This is a genomic window from Leptospira abararensis (assembly GCF_016918735.1).
Taxonomy (GTDB): domain Bacteria; phylum Spirochaetota; class Leptospiria; order Leptospirales; family Leptospiraceae; genus Leptospira_A; species Leptospira_A abararensis.
In genome coordinates this window covers 319,636-342,511 of sequence record NZ_JAFFPR010000027.1, presented here as the reverse complement: position 1 = coordinate 342,511, position 22,876 = coordinate 319,636, and the positions used below count along the sequence as shown (strand labels likewise).

At 41.0% G+C, this 22,876-nt stretch carries 22 protein-coding genes; 14 read left to right on the top strand and 8 right to left on the bottom strand.

Annotated features, from left to right (window positions below; translation table 11 throughout):
- Window positions 1-181: 181 nt before the first annotated feature.
- Window positions 182-769, bottom strand: a complete 588-nt coding sequence (locus tag JWG40_RS09840; protein WP_205285622.1) for a hypothetical protein — start codon at window positions 767-769, stop codon at window positions 182-184.
- A 214-nt stretch (window positions 770-983) separates the two neighbouring features.
- On the opposite strand from JWG40_RS09840, the gene JWG40_RS09835 reads away from it, so the two are divergent.
- Window positions 984-1,367, top strand: coding sequence for a DoxX family membrane protein (locus JWG40_RS09835; RefSeq protein ID WP_205285620.1), 384 nt, complete (start codon window positions 984-986; stop codon window positions 1,365-1,367).
- Window positions 1,368-1,519: 152 nt separating this feature from the next.
- On the opposite strand, the gene JWG40_RS09830 is transcribed toward JWG40_RS09835, so the two are convergent.
- A complete protein-coding gene (locus JWG40_RS09830; protein ID WP_205285619.1) occupies window positions 1,520-3,688 on the bottom strand; it encodes a SulP family inorganic anion transporter in 2,169 nt (722 codons plus the stop codon).
- A 115-nt stretch (window positions 3,689-3,803) separates the two neighbouring features.
- Complete coding sequence (locus tag JWG40_RS09825; RefSeq protein WP_205285642.1) at window positions 3,804-4,250, bottom strand: hypothetical protein; 447 nt, start codon at window positions 4,248-4,250, stop codon at window positions 3,804-3,806.
- Between the two features lie 262 nt (window positions 4,251-4,512).
- On the opposite strand from JWG40_RS09825, the gene JWG40_RS09820 reads away from it, so the two are divergent.
- The 3 genes from JWG40_RS09820 to JWG40_RS09810 are packed head-to-tail and all read left to right on the top strand — an operon-like array spanning window position 4,513 to window position 7,886.
- Complete coding sequence (locus JWG40_RS09820; protein WP_205285617.1) at window positions 4,513-5,202, top strand: succinate dehydrogenase cytochrome b subunit; 690 nt, start codon at window positions 4,513-4,515, stop codon at window positions 5,200-5,202.
- Window positions 5,203-5,220: 18 nt separating this feature from the next.
- Window positions 5,221-7,146, top strand: a complete 1,926-nt coding sequence (locus JWG40_RS09815) for a fumarate reductase/succinate dehydrogenase flavoprotein subunit (RefSeq protein WP_205285615.1) — start codon at window positions 5,221-5,223, stop codon at window positions 7,144-7,146.
- Window positions 7,147-7,154: 8 nt separating this feature from the next.
- On the top strand, window positions 7,155-7,886 hold the full coding sequence (locus JWG40_RS09810; protein ID WP_205285613.1) for a succinate dehydrogenase/fumarate reductase iron-sulfur subunit: 732 nt from the start codon (window positions 7,155-7,157) through the stop codon (window positions 7,884-7,886).
- 114 nt (window positions 7,887-8,000) lie between these two features.
- Here JWG40_RS09810 and JWG40_RS09805 read toward each other — a convergent pair whose 3' ends face one another.
- The 3 genes from JWG40_RS09805 to lepA all read right to left on the bottom strand — a co-directional run bounded on the left by JWG40_RS09805 (window position 8,001) and on the right by lepA (window position 12,341).
- The gene (locus tag JWG40_RS09805; protein WP_205285611.1) at window positions 8,001-8,945 is read right to left on the bottom strand and encodes a glycosyltransferase family 2 protein; all 945 of its coding nucleotides are present in this window, start codon (window positions 8,943-8,945) and stop codon (window positions 8,001-8,003) included.
- Window positions 8,946-8,947: 2 nt separating this feature from the next.
- Window positions 8,948-10,393 (bottom strand): hypothetical protein, encoded by a 1,446-nt coding sequence (locus JWG40_RS09800; protein ID WP_232369281.1) that lies wholly within the window; start codon window positions 10,391-10,393, stop codon window positions 8,948-8,950.
- A 142-nt stretch (window positions 10,394-10,535) separates the two neighbouring features.
- A complete protein-coding gene (gene lepA, locus JWG40_RS09795) occupies window positions 10,536-12,341 on the bottom strand; it encodes a translation elongation factor 4 (RefSeq protein ID WP_205285607.1) in 1,806 nt (601 codons plus the stop codon).
- A 122-nt stretch (window positions 12,342-12,463) separates the two neighbouring features.
- Here lepA and eno point away from each other — a divergent pair, with 122 nt between their 5' ends.
- The 8 genes from eno to JWG40_RS09755 are packed head-to-tail and all read left to right on the top strand — an operon-like array spanning window position 12,464 to window position 19,739.
- The gene (gene eno / locus JWG40_RS09790; protein ID WP_205285605.1) at window positions 12,464-13,765 is read left to right on the top strand and encodes a phosphopyruvate hydratase; all 1,302 of its coding nucleotides are present in this window, start codon (window positions 12,464-12,466) and stop codon (window positions 13,763-13,765) included.
- Window position 13,766: 1 nt separating this feature from the next.
- Window positions 13,767-14,231: an FtsB family cell division protein gene (locus JWG40_RS09785; protein ID WP_205285603.1), complete on the top strand. Its 465-nt coding sequence runs from the start codon at window positions 13,767-13,769 to the stop codon at window positions 14,229-14,231.
- Window position 14,232: 1 nt separating this feature from the next.
- Complete coding sequence (locus JWG40_RS09780) at window positions 14,233-14,841, top strand: ClpP family protease (RefSeq protein ID WP_002974223.1); 609 nt, start codon at window positions 14,233-14,235, stop codon at window positions 14,839-14,841.
- Window positions 14,828-15,838 carry a YheT family hydrolase gene (locus JWG40_RS09775; RefSeq protein ID WP_205285601.1) on the top strand — a complete coding sequence of 337 codons (1,011 nt, stop codon included), beginning with the start codon at window positions 14,828-14,830 and terminating at the stop codon, window positions 15,836-15,838. The genes JWG40_RS09780 and JWG40_RS09775 overlap by 14 nt, the downstream gene beginning before the upstream one ends.
- Window positions 15,839-15,871: 33 nt before the next feature.
- Window positions 15,872-17,257 carry a TldD/PmbA family protein gene (locus tag JWG40_RS09770; protein WP_205285599.1) on the top strand — a complete coding sequence of 462 codons (1,386 nt, stop codon included), beginning with the start codon at window positions 15,872-15,874 and terminating at the stop codon, window positions 17,255-17,257.
- Window positions 17,257-18,636 carry a TldD/PmbA family protein gene (locus JWG40_RS09765; RefSeq protein WP_205285598.1) on the top strand — a complete coding sequence of 460 codons (1,380 nt, stop codon included), beginning with the start codon at window positions 17,257-17,259 and terminating at the stop codon, window positions 18,634-18,636. The genes JWG40_RS09770 and JWG40_RS09765 overlap by 1 nt, the downstream gene beginning before the upstream one ends.
- A 4-nt stretch (window positions 18,637-18,640) precedes the next feature.
- The gene (locus JWG40_RS09760) at window positions 18,641-19,174 is read left to right on the top strand and encodes a DUF4416 family protein (RefSeq protein WP_205285597.1); all 534 of its coding nucleotides are present in this window, start codon (window positions 18,641-18,643) and stop codon (window positions 19,172-19,174) included.
- Window positions 19,149-19,739, top strand: a complete 591-nt coding sequence (locus JWG40_RS09755; protein ID WP_205285596.1) for a hypothetical protein — start codon at window positions 19,149-19,151, stop codon at window positions 19,737-19,739. The genes JWG40_RS09760 and JWG40_RS09755 overlap by 26 nt, the downstream gene beginning before the upstream one ends.
- Window positions 19,740-19,821: 82 nt before the next feature.
- Here the strand turns inward: JWG40_RS09755 and JWG40_RS09750 are convergent, their stop codons facing one another.
- A complete protein-coding gene (locus tag JWG40_RS09750) occupies window positions 19,822-20,571 on the bottom strand; it encodes a diacylglycerol/polyprenol kinase family protein (protein ID WP_205285595.1) in 750 nt (249 codons plus the stop codon).
- A gap of 3 nt (window positions 20,572-20,574) precedes the next feature.
- Window positions 20,575-20,931 (bottom strand): STAS domain-containing protein, encoded by a 357-nt coding sequence (locus tag JWG40_RS09745; RefSeq protein ID WP_205285594.1) that lies wholly within the window; start codon window positions 20,929-20,931, stop codon window positions 20,575-20,577.
- A 73-nt stretch (window positions 20,932-21,004) separates the two neighbouring features.
- On the opposite strand from JWG40_RS09745, the gene JWG40_RS09740 reads away from it, so the two are divergent.
- Window positions 21,005-21,295 carry a hypothetical protein gene (locus tag JWG40_RS09740; RefSeq protein WP_205285593.1) on the top strand — a complete coding sequence of 97 codons (291 nt, stop codon included), beginning with the start codon at window positions 21,005-21,007 and terminating at the stop codon, window positions 21,293-21,295.
- 32 nt (window positions 21,296-21,327) lie between these two features.
- The gene (locus JWG40_RS09735; RefSeq protein WP_205285592.1) at window positions 21,328-22,845 is read left to right on the top strand and encodes an LIC12015 family putative lipoprotein; all 1,518 of its coding nucleotides are present in this window, start codon (window positions 21,328-21,330) and stop codon (window positions 22,843-22,845) included.
- The last annotated feature ends 31 nt before the right edge of the window (window positions 22,846-22,876 follow it).

Here is a 22,876-nt window from a genome sequence, read left to right as displayed (position 1 = left end):
CCTTATCTAATTTGGAGTAGATTTTTAGATGATGCAACGGCTAGGGTTTCGAGTAGATTCTTACGTGATGCAGTGAGGCACTTCCCATAATTAGTATTATGTCGCATAAGCTTTCGTACCGATTTGAGTGTATGGAAAGGCACATCGGTAACACTGCATCAGGTGGCAGGGAAAACCGATTTTACCTCTGAAACATATTTTGGCTTTTATAGATAGAGGGAAAATCTTGCAAAGAAACGATCTGCTGTAAACCTTCCTCCACTGCGGATTGAATGCTATTCGCAATTTTATCTTTCGAATCAGTATCGTCAGCACTGAAAGGAATGATCCTAGAGGTAATTTGTTCTGAATGGCCCAAAATACGTTTTGATTCTCCTGAAGGACTCACCACCAAAAACTCAACAATGGATGCAAAGGTGGCATGGTGGAATTTTGTCGTTCCTTCCTCAAATTCGAAAGACCTATCCACTTGCACCTTACGTAAGACAATCGCACCTGGCTCAAGAGGATCGTTCGATTTTAAAGGTGATAAAGAACTTACAGAGAAAAAACGAGAGCTAGTGCTGGAAAAAGATTGGAGTGCAAATTTTCCGATAGTGATTTCCTTAGCGGGACCCACTTTTAAAACCTTGGTCTCGAGTTCCTGAGAATATTGGAGTCGTAGCGATTTTTCTGATCTTTCTTGTTCGGAAAGTTCCGTTTGAACGGCTGTAGCGCAGTGAACCAGTAAAAAAAACAAAGTAAATGCAAATGGGAATCCAAATTTCATAAATTAGCCCTGATTATCAATGCCACCAAACAACGAGTTTATTGCATTAGGACTTGTAAAAATCCCTAAAACGTAAAGAATGCGGACTTTTCTTAAATTTAGAATCCTTTGAAAACGAGGTGACTTTTTATTGTTTCTGCTCATGATTCAGAAAAACTAGGGTGATCTTTGGAAAGTCCTAGAAGAGAAATAAACTCATCTAAAGGAAAATGGTATGAAAATTGCGTATACAATCGTTAGGATTTTGCTTGGAGCATTGTTTTTGTTTTCTTCCGTCGTGATCCTCTTCAATTTAGTGGAGCAACCGGAAACGACAGGAAATCTAAAGATATTTAATGATGGGATTAAGGCTTCTGGGTATTTGATGACATTGATTAAAGTGACAGAACTTATCGTGGCAATAGCCTTCCTGACTGGAAGATTTGTTCCTTTGGCTTCGATAGTCATTGCTCCAATCGCGATCAATATTTTATTGGTTCACCTAACAATTGCTCCTGAAGGGATACCAGTCGGTATTTTTGTTGTTGTTGCGAATGCATTCCTTGCTTACGTAAATTGGAATGTATACAAACCGTTGTTTGTTCCAGTGAACAAATAGAGACATTCTAGACTTAAAGACCCAGATAAAGTATGAATTCATTTCTTTACTCTGTCTGGGTTGAAAAATAGGATAGGGGAGTTCTATCCAGAATCTATTTTTAACTCCCCTCCCCTTTTTCTTTTGAACTAAAGCTTCAGTTTTGCTCCTGTTTATCCTGCAGTTTCAAAAAACTGAACTTCCCCAGAAGAAGTATCATAAAATCCTGAGACTATTTTAATCTCTTTGGTTTTCACTTTTTCTGCTAGATAGGGACTGTTTGTCAGGATCTCCTCAATCGAATTTTTCACATTAGCCTTCACCACATGATTGAAGATATGTTCATTTTCTTTTTGGATGGGATGGATGATCTTTTCGGATTCATCGATTGCTTTTTGGATTTTTTTAGTCACGCTCGCAATGTTACCGTCCCGAAGCGCATAAATGGCACTTGAAACTGCCCCACAATTGGAATGTCCAAGTACAACCACCAGTTTTGTTCCAATTTTATCGCATGACAACTCTAAACTTCCCAGGATTTCTTCGTTCACAATATTTCCCGCGATCCGAATGGAAATGATATCCCCAAGCCCTGCATCAAAAATAATTTCCGGACTTGTCCTCGAATCAATACAAGACAAAACGACAGCAATGGGATTTTGACCAAAGGCAGTGGCATTCACTTGGTGTTTGAAATATTTTTCCGACCATTTCCCTTTAACAAACCTTTCATTCCCTCGTTTTAGAAAATCTAAGATTTCGTCTGGAGTCAGTTTTTGTTGGGCTTCCTTATCTAAAATATTTACAAACTGAACCTGGTCACTGAGCTCATAAGAATCTTTCAGACCGATCAAATTCAGTTGGATCTTCTTTTCAACAGAAACTACAGTCTTGAATTCCTCCAAGACCTCTAAAATATCGTGGTCTATGAAATTACAATTCGATGCATCCACAATCAATTTGGAATTTTCCGGGATTGCCCAAAGTGTATCTTTGATAGAAGCTTTATTCAAAAAAGAAACTTGGTTTGGCAATTCGATCCTTACCGTTTCGCCAATATTTAAGGTTTCCGTTTCCACAGAGAATGGGTTTTTATAATTATTTTTTAAGATAAAAATAAAACTAATAGAGAGTCCAATCAGGACTCCGGTTAATAGATCAGTGAAAATAATGGCAATGATGGTTGCAATGAAAGGTAAAAATTGATAAATTCCCTTTTTATAAATGGATTGATACAGGTTTAAATTCGTTAGTTTAAAACCGGTTACAATTAAGATCACAGCTAAAGAAGACAAGGGAATTAAATTTAAGAAGGATCCGAAAAAAACAACGCTAAGAGACAGCAAAATTCCATGAAAGATAGTGGAAAATTTGGATTCGGCTCCGGCGTAAATATTTACGGAACTTCGAACTATCACGGAAGTAATGGGAAGGCCTCCAATCAAACCAGAAAGTGAGTTCCCTATTCCTTGGGCCACAAGTTCTCTGTTAGGGGATGCGAGTCGTTTGTGTGGATCAATTCTCTCCACTGCATCCAAATTAAGTAGCGTTTCCAGAGTAGCAAAGGCAGCAATTGTAATAGCAAAATACCATACCTTGGTGTTCGCAATCTCCGAAAAATTGGGAAAGAAAAACACCGATTCCCAATTTTTAATATTAGGAATGGATACTAAATGTTTTTGGGAAAGATACCATTCTGGTATGTAGGTTTGAAAGATTCCATTCAAGAAAACTCCCAAAAGAATCACAAGGACTGGAGATGGCAAAAATTTCAAAACTTTCCATTTGGTTTTGTCGTAACCTGTCATCAGTGCCAAAGAAGAAATCGCGATTAAAACTGCACCCCAAGAGAAGTATTTGAATAGATTCAAAAGTTCAGAGAAGGTGTTTTCCCCATCCTTTTGAAAGAAAATAAAGTCTTCTTCTGGATCTACGTCAAACCCAACAGCATGGGGGATTTGTTTTAAGATAAGAATGATTCCGATGGAGGCAAGTAATCCTTGGATCACATTAGACGGGACGTAGTTAGCGATAAACCCACCTCGCAAAAGGCCAATCGCAATTTGGATCAATCCAGCTAATAAAACGGCTAAAAGAAAGGTGCGATAATCACCAAGGCCTGCAATGGCAGCTAACACTAAAGTGACAAGACCCGCAGCAGGCCCACTCACACTAGTATTGGAATGGCTTAGGATTCCAACAACAATTCCTCCAATCACACCTGAGATCACACCTGATAATAAAGGGGCACCACTGGCCAATGCCACTCCCAAACATAGGGGAAGAGCGACCAAGAAGACGACTAAGCCTGAAGGAATATCTTGTTTTAATTTCGAGAACATAAATGTTTGGAAATCCTAAAATCTAAAGCCTGAGATGTCAACACGAATGGAATCATTCTAAATTGTTTTGAGTGTTGGATTTAGTGCGAAATTATCACAAAAAAATTCCTAATTTTTATAACCAAAGAGTCACGTCATCTAAGTCTTCTTCGCTAATCACGTGTCGTATTTTGTCTTCCGTAGTAAAGGAAATAGATTGGATTTGAATCGAGGACCAAAGATTCGCATATACGAAAGGGCCAACATGGCATTTGAAGATAAGGTTCGGTTGGATTCTTTTTTCGATCGAACAAATGAGTTCTGGTGTTTTTTTATCTTCTGGAATCAAAATTTGTTTTTGTTGGTCTAAGGCAAAAAATAAAATCTGAAATTTATGAATACTAACATTAGATAGGTTTTCTGTTTTGATATACAGTTGCAATTCTTTTGCATTGATTTTGTGCCGGGGACGGATGGTAACAAGAATGGGCAATCCTACTTCTTTTAAATAAGCCTTGCGGGTTTCAGGAAGATTTTCACTTGGTTTTGAACAGAGAAAAAAAGAAATCCAAAAAAGAACCAAAACGGGAACTCTACTCCATCCACCCAAACCCTGTACTTTCCCATTTTGTTTTCTTAGCAAGATTTAGCAACTATGACTGGCTTTAGGCCCGGACTCAACTCCTTTTCCCCTCTCCTCCTCTTCCTTAAGTTTCTATTGAGAAACAAACTCAAATTCGTAAGTTTTATGCTAATCTGATTTATGAATTTACGGGAAGTGGAATCTGTCTAAAACTGGACGTAATAGAAAAAATTTACACCTATAATCTATCAGGAGCTCTTCAATGACGTTGAGTCTAGACTTCTTTCGGTCCTCAATTGGAAAGAAGATCATAATGGCCATTACCGGATTTATCTGGTTTGGATTCGTGATCGCCCACATGGTCGGAAACTTACAAGTTTTCCAAGGACCAGAAAAATTAAACACCTACGCAAAGTTTCTTAAAGATTTAGGTCCCCTATTATGGGTGGCAAGGATTGGACTTATTGTGGCCTTTTTTGGACACGTATTCACAGCCATCCAACTAAAGTTTGAGAATTCATCTGCGAGACCTGTCTCTTACGCAAAAGGTTCCACCATTCAAGCTTCTGTTGCTTCCCGCACCATGGCTTATAGCGGACTCCTACTCCTTACGTTTCTTGTGTACCATCTGGCACATTTTACTTTAGGATTCACTAATCCGGATCATTACACTCATGAATACATCCTTAAAAATGGTGATGTAGTTCACGACGTATATGCTATGGTAATCCTTGGATTTCAAGATCCCATCATTGCAGGGTCCTACATCGTATTTATGGTTTTTCTTGCTCTCCATTTTTCTCATGCTTTAGGATCCATGTTACAGACATTAGGTATCTTGGCACCAAAACACAACCCCACTATCCAGAAACTATCCACAGGACTTGGTCTTATCATCTTCCTTGGAAATAGTTCCATGCCGATCTCGATTTTACTCGGGTATGTCCGTTAAGGGTTTTTAGGAGAAGTTATGAAATTAGATGCAAAAATTCCGTCGGGTCCCTTAGAACAAAAATGGGACAAACACAAACAAGACATCAAACTTGTAAACCCGGCAAACAAACGTAAGTATAAAGTTATCATTGTCGGAACTGGTCTTGCTGGTGCCTCAGCTGCGGCAACACTCTCAGAGCTTGGATACCAAGTTTCTGTTTTCTGTTTCCAAGACAGTCCCAGACGTGCCCACTCCATTGCTGCCCAAGGTGGGATCAATGCGGCTAAGAACTACCAAAATGATGGGGACTCCGTTTACCGGTTGTTCTATGATACAGTCAAAGGTGGAGACTTCCGAGCAAGAGAAGCAAACGTATATCGATTGGCTCATGAATCGACAAATATCATTGACCAGTGCGTAGCACAAGGTGTTCCTTTTGCTCGTGAGTATGGGGGAACCCTTTCCAACCGGTCTTTCGGTGGAGCACAAGTATCTCGTACTTTTTATGCAAAAGGACAAACCGGCCAACAGTTATTACTAGGAGCCTATTCCGCCCTAGAAAAACAAATCGCTCGTGGTGCAGTAAAAATGTATCCTAGAACGGAAATGTTAGAACTGGTTCTTGTGGATGGACATGCCAAAGGAATCGTAGTTCGAGATTTAGTAACTGGTGAGATTTCTTCTCATGCAGGGGATGCTGTGATCTTAGCTTCTGGTGGATACGGAAACGTGTTTTACCTTTCAACCAATGCAAAAGGTTCCAATGTCACTGCTACTTACCGTGCATACAAAAAAGGTGCCGGTTTTGCAAACCCTTGTTATACGCAAATTCACCCTACTTGTATTCCGCAAGCCGGAGACTACCAATCCAAATTGACTCTGATGTCAGAATCTCTTCGTAACGACGGACGTGTTTGGGTTCCGAAAAAAAAGGATGACCTCCGCGCTCCTCATGAAATTCCAGAAGACGAAAGAGACTACTACTTAGAGAGAAAATACCCTTCTTACGGAAACTTGGCTCCACGGGACATCTCTTCTCGTTCTGCCAAAGAAGCATGTGACAATGGTCTTGGTGTGGGTCCGAAAGTGGGAGACAAACGTCTCGGTGTGTATTTGGATTTTTCTGATTCCATCAAACGATTGGGAGAACCTGTGGTTGCAGACCGCTACGACAACCTCTTCCAAATGTATGAACGCATTACTGGTGAAAACCCATACAAAGTTCCGATGCGTATTTATCCTGCGGTTCACTATACAATGGGTGGACTTTGGGTAGATTACAACCTCATGTCCAATGTCCCGGGCCTCCACGTTTTAGGTGAAGCCAACTTCTCTGACCATGGTGCCAACCGACTCGGAGCATCAGCTCTCATGCAAGGACTTGCAGATGGATACTTTGTAATCCCTTATACGATAGGTGATTATTTTGCCAGAGAAGGTCATAAAAATATCTCTACAGACAGACCGGAATTCAAAGAAGCAGAAGCCCGCGTTCGTGAGATGACAAACAAACTCCTCGCCATCAACGGTAAAAAAACTCCAGACGATTTCCATAGAGCGCTCGGTAAAATCATGTGGGACCAGTGCGGTATGGCTCGTAATGAAAAAGGGCTAAAGGACGCTCTTAAAAAAATTCCAGAACTTCGGGAAGAATTTTGGAAAAACGTAAAAGTTGCCGGATCAGGATCTGAGCTCAACCAAGAGTTGGAAAAAGCGGGTCGTGTTGCCGACTACTTAGAGTTTGGTGAACTACTTTGTTTAGATGCACTTACGAGAGAAGAATCTTGTGGTGGTCACTTCCGTGAGGAACACCAAACAGAAGATGGAGAAGCAAAACGTAACGATGATAAATTCTGCCACGTAACTGCTTGGGAATATAAGGGAGAGGGAAAGGCTCCTGAAGAACACCGTGAAAAACTCGAGTATGAAAACATCCACCTAGCCGTAAGGAGCTACAAATAATGGATAATATGAAGTTACACCTTAAAGTTTGGCGACAAAAAGATAAAAACGATAAAGGTCGTATGGTTAGTTATGAAGCAACTAACATCAGCGAACACATGTCTTTCCTAGAGATGTTGGATGTTGTCAACGATGACCTAATCAAAAAGGGTGATGACCCGATCGCTTTTGACCATGACTGCCGCGAAGGGATTTGTGGGGCATGTTCTATGGTGATAAACGGAATTCCGCATGGTCCCGAAAAAGGAACTACCACTTGCCAGTTACATATGCGTAAGTTCAAAGATGGGGATACGGTTTATATCGAACCATGGAGAGCCAAAGCTTTCCCTGTGGCAAAAGATCTAATTGTAGACCGTTCCGCCTTTGACCGAATCATCCAAGCAGGTGGATATGTATCCATAAACACCGGCGGGGCACCGGACGGAAATGCACTGCCAATTCCAAAAGTGGATGCAGACCTCGCCATGGACGCGGCCACTTGTATCGGATGCGGGGCTTGTGTAGCAGCATGTAAAAATGCTTCTGCAATGTTATTTGTATCCGCAAAAGTTTCGCACTTGGCTCTCCTTCCACAAGGGGTTGTTGAGAAAAAAGAACGGGTTCGAAAGATGGTAAGTGCTATGGACAAAGAAGGTTTTGGAAATTGTACAAACCAATACGAATGTGAAGCTGCTTGTCCGAAAGAAATTTCGGTAAACTTCATCACAAAGTTAAACAGAGAGTATATTTCGAGCTAACTTTGTTTCAGAGTAAGAAGACTATCACAGAACGTAAGTTTTGTGATAGTGGCAAAAAAACCCGGTAGTAAAATACCGGGTTTTTTATTTTTAAAAGACGCCTACTTTACTCAATTAAAATAGAGTGTCTTCCAATAGAGCCAGTAATTCTCTTTTAGAAATGATTTTGTCTGAATGAAAATTTTCCCTCATAGTCTGTAACCAGTTCGTTTCCTTCCCTCTTTTTTTCCTACCTTGAATGATCGTTTCTACCCGAGATTGGATGGCTTTTTGGACTAGTGTTTTGGATTCCATTGGTAACAAATCCCATTTCCCGTTTTCACGGAGTTCTTCTTTGGTAAGTATAAGTGAATACAAACGAAATCGTTCTAAGGCCTGGTACTGGTTCGAAAGTTGGTCGTCGTGGCCACCATATCGCACCATTAAATTTTCTTCCAATAACCCGATGGAATGCCCCGATAACAAAATCCGATTCCACAAATCATAATCTTCGCATACCGGTAGTTCGGCGCGAAAGAAACCAATGGATTTCAAAGTTTCTCTATGTGCTAAAAAACTAGAACAGGTCACCATGCATATTTCCAAGGATTCCTTTAAAAAATTTCCATTGATTTTTTGATACTTTCCTTTGGGTTCTAAAAGATTTCCCTTTTTATTCCAGACTTCTTTGGTTTGGGAAAATAAATATTCTGGATGATTTTTATGGAATTCCATTTGTTTAGATAGTTTTTCTGGATACCACTCATCATCCGAATCTAAAAAGGCAATCCATTCGCCTTCGGCTTTTGTGATTCCAAAATTTCTGGCCCCACTCACTCCCCTATGTTCTGTTTGGTGGACTTGGATGGACTTTTGGTTTCGTCCGAACGATGTGAGTTTTTTTTTCCAACCCGGCAATTTCGAGAGTAAGTCCCTCCAGGTTCCGTCTGTGGAACCGTCGTCGATGATATGGAGTTCCCAATGTGGATAGGTTTGTGCGATCACTGATTCGATGGCACCTGTTACGACCCCTCGGCGATTGAATGTAGGAATGATTATGGAAACCAAAGGTCGTTCCATACTTAGCACTCTTCTAAGACCGAATCTAAATGTTGGATTTGGCCTCCTTGGTGGAGATAAAAAATCGGAATCATTTCTCCTGAGGGAGAACGTTTCAGGAAGTGGTTTGGAACGTGTTTCGAATTGCCATTTTCCCCCATAGGATTTTTTCCTTCTGGGCATTGATTCTCTGGAACCTTGGTTGCGGATTCCTTAGAATCCCTTGGTTGGGCGACTAATTGCATTTCATATATTTCTCGTAAGAAGGAATAGACCGTGGTTCCACTATAAATCGGTTCAAGTAGGATACTTGTATTGCGATAAAATCTGCCAATCCATTCCAAAAGTGCCAGGTTTTTCTTTGCAAACTGACTCGATATTTTCTTTGGTCTAGTGATTATTTTTCGAAGTATATTGGGATTGGTACTGTCCCAAGGTGCAGAGTGAATCGGCTGTATTTCCGAAGCAAGTATTCCTGAATCCATATCTCTTTCTGATTTTGGGAACCCCCCTTCGCCAATCCTTGGAAGTTCCAAAATTTGTTCTGCGGGGACGGATAGGATTTTCAGTCCCAACTGTTTTTGTAAATTGGCCACTTTGGGAATCCACTTTTCTTTCGATTCTCCCACCATCACTCCCAGAACCATTAGGGAACTTCCGTGAAGGGCATCAAAGGCAGAAAGGAAGGTCGCACCAGAACCAATTTCTAAAATCAGTATGGCTGCGACGGTATTAGATTCTTGTTTTGTTTGGATTTCGTTCTTACTCGTTCGGTGTTTTGTCAAAGTCTCTTTTGATTGATTTGGCGTTTCCTTCGACGTAGAAAGGAAAAGAGACTTTTTTTCTAACTCCTTTCCCAATTTTTCCCAAAGTGACTGGAGCCCTGGGATCTGGCCTGGATGGATTCCAAATTCGGGAAGCACAAGTCCAGGAAAATCGATTTGTCTTAATAACCAAGCAGAATATGCCTCTTTCCTACTCGCATAACATTCGATAGAGTGAGAATGGCCTCGAACCAATTGTTCGTTATAAGTTTTTAATTTTGGGTCTTTTGTATAGGCTACCGTATCCACTTCAATTCCATGATTCCGAAGGATATAAGTGAAACTGGCCAAATAATTTCCATGGATGGCCCCCCAAAGAAGAACCTTGTCTATTTGGTTCTTTTTCAAAAAATCGAGTATGCCGTGAACCTTTCGCCATTTGGTTCCTAGTCCTAGAGGAAGTAAGTCATCCCGAAGGAAATATAAATTAGGAATTGATAGGTCCTTCGGTTGTTGGGAATGAACCACCTCTGTTTCTGAATCCCGGTTGTTTGGCAGTTCAGTGGAAAAAGATTCTAATCCTCGAGCGGGCACTTCTGATATTTGGAGGGGAAATTTCTTGGAAAATTCCGCTTGGTCTTGGCGATTCAAAAGGTTGGCAGGAGAAATTGTATCTTTGTGTTTTTTTCGGGTTCTATCTGTCATCGATTTTCTCATTCAAAATTCGAATCTTCCGAATGGAGTCATTGAGTGGAAACAGCAAACAAGTGGAATAAAGAATGGAAAGGCAAACAAACTTTAGTTCTCCAATTCTACCAAGAGTTCTTGGTAGAATTGACAATTGACTTTAGTCTCCAGTTTTGAGAATGGAAAGGAAGGCTTCTTGCGGGATCTCCACATTTCCAATTTGTTTCATTCGTTTTTTACCTTCTTTCTGTTTCTCGAGAAGTTTTTTCTTTCGAGATATATCACCACCATAACATTTCGCTGTTACGTTTTTACGAAGGGCAGAAATACTTTCCCGGGCCACCACTTTGGAACCAATGGCTGCTTGCAGTGGAATCATAAATTGGTGACGAGGGATGAGGTCTTTTAGTTTTTCAATGATCACGCGTCCCCTATCTTCCGCTTTGGATTTGTGAACGATGGAGGAAAGGGCATCCACGGGCTCCGCATTCACAAGAATGTCCATCCGCACCAGTTTAGATTCCCGATACCCGACTTCTTCATAATCCAAAGAAGCATATCCTTTGGTATAGGATTTGAGTTTGTCATAGAATTCAAAGATGAGTTCTGCCAAGGGAAGTTCATAGGTGAGTTGGAGTTTGTCTTTGGAAAGATAAACAGTATCCATATGGATTCCCCGTTTGTCGATCACAAGAGACATGATATTTCCCACATAGGATTCAGGAGCAATGATAGTTGCTTTTACAAAAGGTTCTTCTGACTTTCCAATGAGGATGGGATCGGGCCATTTGCTCGGATTATCCACTTCAATGACTTCGTCTTTTGTGGTGGTGATTCGAAATTTAACTGATGGGGCTGTGGTGATCAGGGCTAAATTAAATTCCCTTTCTAATCTCTCTTGTACAATTTCCATATGAAGAAGGCCAAGGTAACCCACTCGAAAACCAAAACCAAGAGCTGCGGAATTTTCTCTTTCAAACGTTAATGCAGAATCGTTTAACTTTAGTTTTTCGATCGCATCCACAAGAGCGTCAAAGTCTTCTCCGTTAATCGGAAAAAGACCTGCAAACACCATGGGTTTTGCATCCTTAAATCCCTTGACATCTTCTGCGGTTTGTCTGTTGGCAATGGTGATGGTATCTCCCGTTTTGGCATCTCCCATCTTTTTCATACCAGCGACGACATACCCAACGTCTCCGGCTTGAAGCTCGTCGCATGGAACCATGGATAGGCGGTTGATCCCCACTTCCGTGACTGGAAACTGCCGACCAATGTGCATCATATGGATCGTCTCCCCTTTTCGGAGTTTCCCATCAAACAAACGCACTTTGGCAACCACACCCATATAAGTATCAAAGAAAGAATCGTAAATGAGTGCCTTCAGTGGAGCTTCCACATCCCCTACGGGTGGAGGGAGTAAATAACAAATCGCTTCCAGTACTTCCTGTACATTCAGTCCTGTTTTTGCGGAAATAGGAATCGCTTCCTCGGGATTCAGTCCGAGGGACTCTTCAATCATCAATTTGCATTTGTCGATATCCGCAGAAGGAAGATCGATTTTGTTAATAACGGGGATTATGCGAAGATTTAAATCCATCGCGAGATATAAATTGGCTAAGGTTTGGGCTTCCACACCTTGGCTTGCATCGACTATCAGTAAAACCCCTTCACAAGCGGCAAGAGAACGGGACACTTCGTATGTAAAGTCCACGTGGCCTGGAGTATCGATTAAATTCAGATGATAGACATTTCCATCTTTGGCTAAATAATCAAAAGATGCATTATTGGCTTTGATCGTGATTCCACGTTCCCGTTCAATATCCATGGAATCCAGGATTTGGTTCTTTTGAGTCCTTTTGTCCGTGACAAGACCAATCTCAAGCAAACGATCCGCCAGAGTGGATTTTCCATGGTCGACATGGGCGATAATGGAAAAATTGCGGGTGAATTTTTGGCGTTCGTTCACGGTTCCCTCTTCTTTTTAAGTCATTTTCCTGGAACAAGGCTCTTTGTCGAAAAAGTTTATTGTCAGAGGCTTAAAATTCCTAAGACTGGGAGGAAATTATCCCTTAGGAGAAACAATTCCCGATGTCCCAAAAAGATAGCATTCGTTCCGTCAAAGCCCGTGAAATCATGGATTCCAGAGGAAATCCAACCATTGAAGTGGATGTCACTCTAGAAGACGGTTCCTTTGGTCGCGCGGCGGTTCCTTCCGGTGCATCAACAGGTGAACACGAAGCGGTAGAACTTCGTGATGGCGATAAAAAAAGATACTCCGGAAAAGGTGTACTAAAAGCCGTAGAAAATGTAAATTCTAAAATCTCAAAATCCATCCTTGGCCTTTCGGCAACCAACCAACTCCTAATCGATGGAACGATGATCTCTCTGGATGGAACTGCCAATAAATCTAAGTTAGGTGCCAATGCCCTTCTCGGAGTTTCTATGGCAGTCGCAAAAGCAGCAGCAGTCCATACTGGTCTTCCCCTCTACCGTTATATCGGAGGGACTTTTTCTCGTGAACTTCCCGTCCCCATGATGAATATCATCAATGGTGGAGCTCACGCAGATAACAATATCGACTTCCAAGAATTTATGATCCTTCCTGTTTCGGCTCCCAACTTCCGGGAAGCCCTTCGTATGGGTGCAGAAGTGTTCCATAGCTTGAAAACTGTTCTAAAAGGAAAGGGACTCAATACCGCTGTGGGTGATGAAGGTGGGTTTGCACCTAACCTAACAAGTAATAGTGAAGCGATTGAAGTCATCCTCACTGCGATCGAAAAGGCAGGTTACAAACCAGACCTAGACATCAAAATCGGTTTGGACTGTGCCGCTTCTGAGTTCTATGATGAGAAGAAAAAGAAATACATCCTCAAAGCGGAGAAAAAACCAGAGAAGACCGCCGAAGAACTCGTAGAATACTACTCAAATTTAGTATCGAAGTATCCGATCATTACTATGGAAGACGGTCTGGATGAAAACGATTGGGCAGGCTGGAAAAAACTTTCTGAAAAACTGGGTAAAAAGATCCAACTTGTGGGGGATGATTTGTTCGTAACTAACATCAAAAAACTCGCCCAAGGGATCGATAAAGGGATTGGTAACTCCATCCTTATCAAAGTGAACCAAATCGGAACTCTTACAGAAACCTTAAGTGCCATTGAAATGGCGAAAAAAGCCCAGTATACGGCTGTTGTGTCCCATAGATCGGGAGAAACCGAAGATGCGACCATTTCTCATATTGCTGTGGCAACAAACTGCGGTCAGATTAAAACAGGTTCTTTAAGTAGAACAGACAGGATCGCCAAATACAACGAACTCCTTCGCATCGAAGAAGAACTCGGTAAAAATGCAATTTATAGCGGAGTAAACACGTTTTACAACTTAAGGTAATATGACACCAACGAAAGCCTCCCTACTCGTAACATATATTTGTGCTGGTCTTTACCTCGGACTTTTGTCTGAGTCTGGGATTGCCGAACGTATGCGCCTCGAGAAGGAATTACAAAATCTCAATGCAGAGGTAGAGAGGCTTGTGGTGGAAAACCAAGGGTTGGAAGAAAAAGAACGCCGACTAAAAAATGATGTTTATGCCCTAGAGCAGGAAGCAAGAAAATACTATCTACTTTCTGAAACGGCACATGTATTGAAATTCGAAGAAATGCCTTCGCCATTGACACAAAAAACAAAGGCCGTTCCTACCTCCCTTCGCACGGCTGGGCTTGGTGGGGAGTGGAAAGAACCACCGCTCTTTTTGTTACGTTTCTTTTTTATTTCTTTCAGTGTTTTCCTGATTCTAGGCGTTTACTTCAAGCTGAAACGCTTGCCTCATACGTCTAAACAGGAAAGACTGAATTAATATGCCAGAAGAAGAAACACCAGATAAAGAAATCTCCGAAACCATACAAGATCTCATTAGCGACAAAAACATGGGAAAGAAGTTCCTGGAAAAAAGGAAAATCTTTCTTTGGGGTCCTGTCACCGACGAATCCTCCAAGGAACTCACAGCCAAATTGATGTATTTGGAAATGGCAGATCCTGGAAAACCAATTACATTTTATATCAATAGCCCCGGTGGTGTGGTTACCTCTGGTCTTGTTGTCTATGACACCATGCAAATGATCTCCTCACCGGTTCATACGGTTTGTATGGGAATGGCAGCATCTATGGGTTCAATTTTACTCATTGGCGGGAAAAAAGGAAATCGTTACATTTGGCCCAATGGTCGAGTGATGATCCACCAACCTTCCATTGGAGGACAAATCCAAGCTCCTGCAACGGATTTACTCATCCATGCTCAGGACATTGTCAAAACCAAAGAAAAACTCAATCAAATGTTAGCGGATGCTTGTGGCAAATCCTACGAACAATTGGTGGAAGACACCGATCGCGATTATTATATGGACGCCGAACAAGCATTAGCTTACGGAATCGTGGATAAAATCGTAAACACAATTGACGTCGTCTAACAGAGAGTTTAAACCTAGAAGATTTTTAGAAGGTAGACATTTACAAACTGTCTACAATGTACTTTTTCCTCCAGACAATTCTTTGGAGGATGAGTATTACTCAGAGAGTATCCTCATTCCCACAAACGATCGGTCTGGGGATATCCTTTGGTTAGAACACAATCCTCCTCTCTCACAAGTCCGTAAAAATGCATCCAAATGGAACGGGTATTACCTACTTCTCATTCATGGAATGGAAGGGAGTACTGAATCCCATTATATGGTCAGTGCCGGCAAAGAAGCATTGAATCGTGGTTATGGAGTGGTTCGAATGAATTTGCGAAACTGCGGTCGGGGCCTTGGACTTGCTAGAAAACCTTACAATGCCGGCCAATCGGAAGATATAGAGACCGTATTACAATACATATATAAACATTTCACCAAATCCATTTTTGTCTCAGGGTTTTCTTTGTCGGCAAATATGGTGGTAAAGTTTTTCGGAGAAAAAAGACAACATTATGCCAAAGCATTTTCTGCTACCTCCCCTCCTTTGGATTTAAAACGCAGTTGTGACTTTATTGATTCTCGTGCAGGAAATTTTTACCGGGATCATTTTTTAGATACCATGAAAGAAAAGGTAACTTCAGGGATTTATGATATTCCAGATAAAATCAAAGAACGAGTGCTTCGTAGTAAGTCCTTTTTTGATTTTGATGATTTTTTTACGGCACCAATTGCCGGTTATGCGAATGTTTTAGAATACTACAATATCTGTTCAGGGCTTAAATACTTAGGTGGAATCAAAATTCCAGGCCTACTTGTCCATGCAGATGATGATCCGGTTGTCCCTTCGGAAGTATGGCATGAGATTCGTTGGAATTCATTTCCTCTTTTGCAAACAGTGCTTACGGAAAAAGGGGGGCATGTGGGTTTTATCAGCGACACCTCTCCTGACAATCCAGAAGGAAGATGGCTTCCTCGCATTTTACTCGATTTTTTTGATTCGCAAATCAAATAACATAACAATAATTAAAATAGAAGGTAAGGGCTAATGCGTAACCTATTAAAAGAATGTTTGGCTGAAGAGTCTGGATTTGTGGAACTACGATACCACCACAAAGAAAGTCGCTCCTTTCATGCAGAAAGAGGACGAGTGGAGTCCACGGCCCTTCGGAAACGAACAGGAATTGGGGTTCGCGTGCTCGAAGCAGGAACTTGGGGATTTGCTTCCACTAGTGAAATTTCAAAATCATCCATCCAAAATGCCATCCAAGTTGCTAAAAAGGCTGCTCGCCTATCCTCTGCTCTGCGAAAAGACAAAATTCCAAACCTACCCAAAGCCAACTTTGCCATTGGCGATTTTATTGGAAAAGGGATCGAAGACTTTCGCACTCGGACTGTGGAAGAAAAATTAAAACTAGTCCTTGATATCCAAAATGCAGCCGCCAAACAATCGACAAAACTCCAATCTGTGGGTTGCGGGTATTCTGAAATTTATGAAGAAAAGGCCATAGTTACAACGGATGGGGCAGATAGTTTTTTTAGTATGGTCAGGCCTGAATTTCGAGTCTCTGCGGTAGCCAAAGAAGATGGAAAGATGGAATCGGGTTCTCATTCGATTGGGGTGACCGGAGGTTGGGATTGTCTTTTTCGTTCCCAGTCGGCCACAGAGATTTCCGAAGAAGCCTGTAAAACCGCTGTGGATTTACTCTCTAGTGTTTTACCGGACGGGGGACTTTCGACTGTGATCCTTTCTCCTTCGATTGTGGGTCTTCTTGTGCATGAGGCCATTGGGCATACAGTAGAGGCCGATTTTGTTCTCTCGGGTTCAGTGGCCCAAGGAAAAATGGGACATCGTGTGGGTTCCGATTTGGTTACGTTATGCGACTCTGGATTTTCAGAATACTATGAAGGTGCTGGAGGTTCAATTCCTGTGGATGATGAGGGCATTCTTCCCACAAACACAGTCATTATTAAAAATGGAATTTTGACTTCTTATTTGCATAATAGAGAAACCGCAGAACGATTTGGGGTGGCACCGACTGGCTCGGCAAGGGCTTGGGAGTATGGAGATGTTCCTCTGATTCGTATGCGAAATACCTTCCTGGTTCCTGGGGATTCTAGTTTGGAAGAAATGATCGCAAACACCAAAGATGGATACTATTTGGATGGAGCCAAAAACGGTCAGGCCGATGCAACGGGTGAGTTTATGTTTGCCGTTCAAAAAGCCTATCGTATCCAAAACGGAAAAATCACTGACCTTTTAAAAGGAGTCACAGTTTCCGGACTTGCCTTTGATGTATTACAAAATGTGGATATGGTTTCGAAAGAATTCAAATGGGATTTAGGATCAGGCCACTGTGGCAAAGGCCAACCAGCAAAAGTCGATGCAGGTGGACCTTATGTCAGAACCAAAGTATTGCTAGGTGGCAAATGATGGATCGAACCACAATTGAAAAACGGTTAGACGGTCAAAAAGAATTACTTTCTGGTCTAGTCAAAAAAGCAAAATCCAATGGAATCGACCAGGTGGAAATTTATTCCAGTTACGGTTACTCAGAAGATGTCAGTTTAGAAAAAAATGACTTAAACAACTGTACGGCAACAGAAGAGAATATGTTTGGAATCCGCGTGATCACCGAAGGAAACCAAGGGTTTATTATCTCCAATCATATTCCGAGTCTTTATGAGTCCATTGAAGAAGCCTATAGCCTAGCAAAAAGCCAGTCCACTCCCGATTTTGATTTGGGTTTGCCAGAGCCAGAAACCATTTCTCACCATTTCAATCAGTATGATCAGTCTTTAGATACAATGGGCATTGAAGATTTAGTGGCCACTGCCAAAGAAGCTCTTGGTTGGAGAAATGATTTATATTCCAAGGTCAATATTGACTCAGGAGATTTTTCGCTTAGCAAGGGTTATAAACTCATCGTATCCTCTAAAGGTGTGATGGCCCATGAACTTGGTGCCGAACTTTCGGCCTCCGTGATGGGGATGGGTGTGGATGGGGATCTTGTGGGAAGTTTTGATTATGATTCCGCCAGTGGTTTTAACAAAGAGCAGTTTCACACTCTTTGGAAAAAGGCCTTTATGAACTTTGGGGATAAATGTATGGGGGCTCTCTATGCGAAACCCATTTCTGGTTTTCAAGGAAAAGTTCTCCTTCCCCCAGATGCCGTTTATTCCTTTTTTCTGGGTCTTTTTTTGGGTTCTTTAAATGGAACAAGCCTACGGAAAGGAAAATCCAAAATGGAAGGAAAGTTAGAGAAAAAGATCGCCTCTTCTCTACTTTCGATTTGGGATGATCCAACAAACGATCGTTTTATGGGATCGACAGGATTTGATAGAGAGGGACTCCCTACTTCTAAAAAACCCATTCTTACTGATGGAGTTTTGCATACTTACTTTTACAATACCTATGAAGCCAAAAAAGCCGGCCTAACCAAATCCAATGGTTGTGCTACGGGAGGTGCCCAAAGCCTTCCAGGTTGTGGGCCCAAACAATTACAAATTGCCCCTGGTTCCTCTTCCAAAGATGAGTTTTTTAAACTTCCAGGGAAAACTTTATTTGTGAATCGAATCTCGGGAACCAAAGACGGAGCATCCGGTGATTTTTCCGGTGTGATCAAAGGTGGGTATGTCATCGAGAGCGGTGAAAAGATTCCTGTCAGGGAAGTCCAAATTGTGGGGAATGCATTTGATGCACTAAACCAAATTGAAGCCATCTCCAAAGAAGGCGAACTTTTGGGTGAGTCGTCTTTTGTTCCTTATATGCTTCTGGATGGATTTACAATCACAGGGGTTACGGAAAACTAAGGTCATGCCACAAGAGTTTTTAGAAAGACCACCCGGTGCTTCCTTTTTTCTCATCCTCTCTTACCAAGAGGAGGACATTCTATTTGAGTTAAAAGCATTGGGAGAAAAACGTTTTTCTAAAATTCTTTATGAATCTGTCCTGCTTCCCAAATGGACACCAGATGAAACAGAGAGGGAATTTGCTTATCCTGGCCGATGGACCAAAGTTCTTTCCTTCAAACAAAGAATCCACAGAGAAGAACTTGTGGAGAAAAAAAAAGAATGTTTGGAGTTTCAATCCCTTTTACAAAAAAGAGATCCGAGTGTACTTTTGATTCCTGGATATGTTACTTCGCATAACATTGTGATTGCGAAATCTAAGGACGACTTCCATAGAATGTATTTATTCCAGGGGGTTTACGGTGAAACGGTTTATCATTTTTCGAAAGGCCAACTAGTGGTTCCAAACACTTCTCAAAGTTATTTTCGAGAGAGAGATGTTAGTTATTTTTTTAATACTCTCAGGGAATCCTATGAATTCAATAAATTCAAATCCTGATCACTTACCTTGTCTGGCTCGGTCTGTTTACTTAATCTTTCGATTCATTGTTTGCGTTAGTTTTTTGATTTCAGGATGCCAAAAGGAAGCGTCACAATCGTTCCAGTTCTGTGATAACTTCAATGAACCTTTGGATTGTACAGAACCCAAAACTGAAAAAGACATTGTCGTCCTGGACAAGAACTTGTTTAAAAAAGAAAATCCAACCTATGAGGATTTTGGAAACTTTCTTTATTTCACAGCAAGAGAAACTCCTGGTTTTCGTTTGGTCCTAACTAAACCTTATAATGGGTTAGAAAAACAAAGTTTCCGCTCAGCCTACGTTGCCTATTTAAAGTATGGAAATTCTACTGAAAGAATGGAGGGGAATTTATTCCAAAACAAAGTCGTAGTGTCTTTTCATTATTTGGGCGCTCTTTTAAAGGAAGAATTCCGCCACAAAGGAATTGATAAGTCAGCTTTTCGGTTAGAAGAACTCGGTCCCATTCCTTTGGAATATAAGGTGATGGTTCCGGGAATGGAACCAATCACCAAACAAAGAATTGTTGAACTTCGTTGGAAATAAATCCTTTGATTTCGGTTTGGAAGTAAATCATATTTTGATTGGCTTAACTTTTCTATAGGCGAAAAGCCAGTGAAATCTTAGATTACTTTTGGATGTAAAGCGCCATTGGATCGAAGAAAAAATCCATCGGTGTGTAATCCAAATACAGTAAAGAAAGCACAGAAAGTACAACGGCACCCACTACAGGAATGAGAAGGTTGTCATCTATAAGTCCCCTTGCCGTTGTGTTTGCAAAAAACTCGGTGATACAAGCTGCCACGACAGAAAAGAAAACAAGGTAAATGGGTGTCCACAAAAGCTCTGTTTGTGGATCTAAGATGGCAAGAAAACTTCCCGGATGCGACTTGGTGATGAGAAAGAGTGCAAGAATAGAAAATAAGAATGCCGGAACTAAAAATCCGACAATGCCTTCCAAGGACTTTCCGTTATAGAATCTATGTTTTCCATATTTACTGCCAACAAAAGCTGCGAAAGGATCCCCAATGACCAAAAACAAAATGGCAAGGATCGCAATCTCAGCCGGAAAAAACAAAACAACAAGTAGGTTGGCAAAAAAATAAGGAACAGTTCCGTTAAACCTTTGTCTTTCCGATTCTTTCATTAAAAAACCAAAGTATTTATAGAAGAAGTTTTCAAAACCGGAGTGGTTTAGGCGAACCAGTTCTAATACAAAGAGAGCCAAAAGAAGGACCGCAAGTAATGTAACGAGAATGGCCCGGGTTGCATACACAAGACCAAAAGCGTCACGGAAGGGATCAAAAAAAAGGGTAACGGGAATGATGAGCCCGAGCACATGCCAAATTTTACGAAAGAAATTAAATCCTGAATTCACGGTTTACCTACTGGATCTCGAGGCCATTTTAAACGCAGCCTCTTCATTGTTAGCGATGGGAAATAAATTACGAACACCTGCCATTAAAAAAGCTTGTCTAACACTTAACGGTAGGTTGATTAAGATGATTTTGTGTTTGTGAAGAAATGCTTCTTCACTTAGTGTTTTGAAAGCGATGATACCCTGGGTTGTCACCATATTCAATTCTTCTAGATCCAAAATGACCGATCCATGTTTTAGGGAATTGATTACCGATTTGACGCATTTCTCGGCAGTGAAGTTATTTAAATTTCCCTGCAATTTAGTAACATATACAGTATCAATTTTTTCAGTGGAAACTACTAAATCGTCTAGGCTCATAAAATTTGCTATTTTTCTTATTTCATTCTTGCACTCTATTGCAAGTAAATAAAACTTTTGGAAGGAGTGGTGTTTGAAGGTAACTGTTGCCCATTTATACAAAAAACTGGAAGAACTGGATCGAGATGTCGTAGAATTGAAAAAATTGACGGATCGGCTTGCTTCTGACCGGGAATATTCCCCCATTCTCAAAGAAACGTTTTTATCTGAGATGCATAAATTAGAGGATCAAAAATCGGAGATTCTCAAATTGAATGTTGCCAGTGCGCAGCCTTTGGCTAAAAAAACTGTAGCAGCCCCAGAGAAAACAATCCCAACCCCCGCACAAGTTTTGGAACCGAAAAAACCAGTTCGCAAATATTAAACAATACTTAAGAAAATAGACAAGGAAATCCAATGAACCTAAACAAATTCCTCACTCTGGGTGTGATGCTCAGTTTGACTTTCGTATCACTTCTCAATTGCTCCAAGGATTCTGAAATTCTTGCGACGTTTGATGGTGGCACTGTAACTCGCAAAGAAATGAACTTTGTGATTGAGGCTTCGAAACGAGGCAATACAGAACCACAACCGATCAGTGCTGATATCCAAGCAAAAATTTTAGAGAGTATTGCTCTGGAAAAAATCTTATTAAAAGATGCTATTTCTTCCAAAAAAGTGGCAGAGGCTGATGTTCAAAAAATCGAATCTCTGGTGAATCAATTTTTGAAACTGAATGTTTATATGCGTGAGTATGTAAAAAATGGTTTAAAAGAAAAGCCGTTAGAATTTGTTAATCTTCAACTAGCGCTTGTTCGCGGTGAAGATGAAGCTGCCAATTTAAAAAAAGCCGAAGATTTGGCTAACAAATTGAATTCCTTATCAGATAAAGAAATTGCTGAAGAAATTTCTAAAGTGACAGAAGATATCACACGTAGACCGATTGCCGGAAAATTGGAGCCTTTTTGCACTAACTGCGCAGAAACTCCATTAGAAGATATTCTTACCGAAGTGAAGAAGGCAAAACGAGGAACTTTTATTTCTTATGCTAAAGCAGGAGAAGGAAGGATTGCCTATGTGGTTCGGTCCACGGGAACTGAAAAAGTTCATCCAGAAAGACTAAAGAAATACTTCACGTCCATTTTTGATGATTTTAAAAAAGAAGCTACTGAATATGGGAAAACCCATGATGATGCAGATACAAAAGCATCTGTTGCCTACTTTACTGATGGGGAATCGGCAGACAAAGCCAATCAGTTTGCTTCCCACACAATGAAAGAGTATGAACAAGGTCTCTACCAAAAAGAGCTGAAAAAAATTACGGAAGAAAGTGGAATCACTGTCGCAAACCTTCCACGATTTTCTGGCCCTACTGATATCGATCCAAAAATCTTTACTCCTGATTATGCTTTGTATTCCACTCGTGACGGAAAGAACTACACTTGGAAGGATTTGACTGGAGAATTTGAGGCCATTCCCAATGTTCTAAAACAAGAATACAAAGATGAAAAATCCAAAACTTGGGATATGCTGAATTTGTTCCAGTCTACTATCCTCCAAGGAAAAATTGCTGAGACTTCAGACCGAGTCCAAGACGTTGGGTCAGAGATTGGGTATTTGATGCAAATGGAAAAAATGAAAGTTTCTTTGGCGTTAAAATCGCTACAAGATGAAATCAAAGCCATCCCAGTAACTGTAACGGAAGCACAAATGAGAGATGCTTACGAAGCAGGAAAATTGTATGCTTATGCAGATCCAGACCCCAAAAACCCGCAGAATCGCATTCCTAAGCCCTATACGGCGGTTCGGGAAAGAATCAAATCCGAAATGGAAGGTGCCCAAAGGAATTCATTTATTGAACAGAAAGTTTCTGGATTAAAAACTACTTACAACCTGGTGATTGCAGCTGATCGTCTAAAGGAAGTTACATTATAAAACAACCCATTCAAGTTTTAGTCTTTGGCAA

Excerpts from the sequence above, each read along its gene's own strand:
- JWG40_RS09840 (WP_205285622.1), bottom strand. The coding sequence starts at position 769 with ATGAAATTTGGATTCCCATTTGCATTTACTTTGTTTTTTTTACTGGTT.
- JWG40_RS09835 (WP_205285620.1), top strand. The coding sequence starts at position 984 with ATGAAAATTGCGTATACAATCGTTAGGATTTTGCTTGGAGCATTGTTT.
- JWG40_RS09830 (WP_205285619.1), bottom strand. The coding sequence starts at position 3,688 with ATGTTCTCGAAATTAAAACAAGATATTCCTTCAGGCTTAGTCGTCTTC.
- JWG40_RS09820 (WP_205285617.1), top strand. The coding sequence starts at position 4,513 with ATGACGTTGAGTCTAGACTTCTTTCGGTCCTCAATTGGAAAGAAGATC.
- JWG40_RS09815 (WP_205285615.1), top strand. The coding sequence starts at position 5,221 with ATGAAATTAGATGCAAAAATTCCGTCGGGTCCCTTAGAACAAAAATGG.
- JWG40_RS09810 (WP_205285613.1), top strand. The coding sequence starts at position 7,155 with ATGAAGTTACACCTTAAAGTTTGGCGACAAAAAGATAAAAACGATAAA.
- JWG40_RS09805 (WP_205285611.1), bottom strand. The coding sequence starts at position 8,945 with ATGGAACGACCTTTGGTTTCCATAATCATTCCTACATTCAATCGCCGA.
- JWG40_RS09800 (WP_232369281.1), bottom strand. The coding sequence starts at position 10,393 with ATGACAGATAGAACCCGAAAAAAACACAAAGATACAATTTCTCCTGCC.
- eno (WP_205285605.1), top strand. The coding sequence starts at position 12,464 with ATGTCCCAAAAAGATAGCATTCGTTCCGTCAAAGCCCGTGAAATCATG.
- JWG40_RS09785 (WP_205285603.1), top strand. The coding sequence starts at position 13,767 with ATGACACCAACGAAAGCCTCCCTACTCGTAACATATATTTGTGCTGGT.
- JWG40_RS09780 (WP_002974223.1), top strand. The coding sequence starts at position 14,233 with ATGCCAGAAGAAGAAACACCAGATAAAGAAATCTCCGAAACCATACAA.
- JWG40_RS09770 (WP_205285599.1), top strand. The coding sequence starts at position 15,872 with ATGCGTAACCTATTAAAAGAATGTTTGGCTGAAGAGTCTGGATTTGTG.
- JWG40_RS09765 (WP_205285598.1), top strand. The coding sequence starts at position 17,257 with ATGGATCGAACCACAATTGAAAAACGGTTAGACGGTCAAAAAGAATTA.
- JWG40_RS09760 (WP_205285597.1), top strand. The coding sequence starts at position 18,641 with ATGCCACAAGAGTTTTTAGAAAGACCACCCGGTGCTTCCTTTTTTCTC.
- JWG40_RS09755 (WP_205285596.1), top strand. The coding sequence starts at position 19,149 with ATGAATTCAATAAATTCAAATCCTGATCACTTACCTTGTCTGGCTCGG.
- JWG40_RS09745 (WP_205285594.1), bottom strand. The coding sequence starts at position 20,931 with ATGAGCCTAGACGATTTAGTAGTTTCCACTGAAAAAATTGATACTGTA.
- JWG40_RS09735 (WP_205285592.1), top strand. The coding sequence starts at position 21,328 with ATGAACCTAAACAAATTCCTCACTCTGGGTGTGATGCTCAGTTTGACT.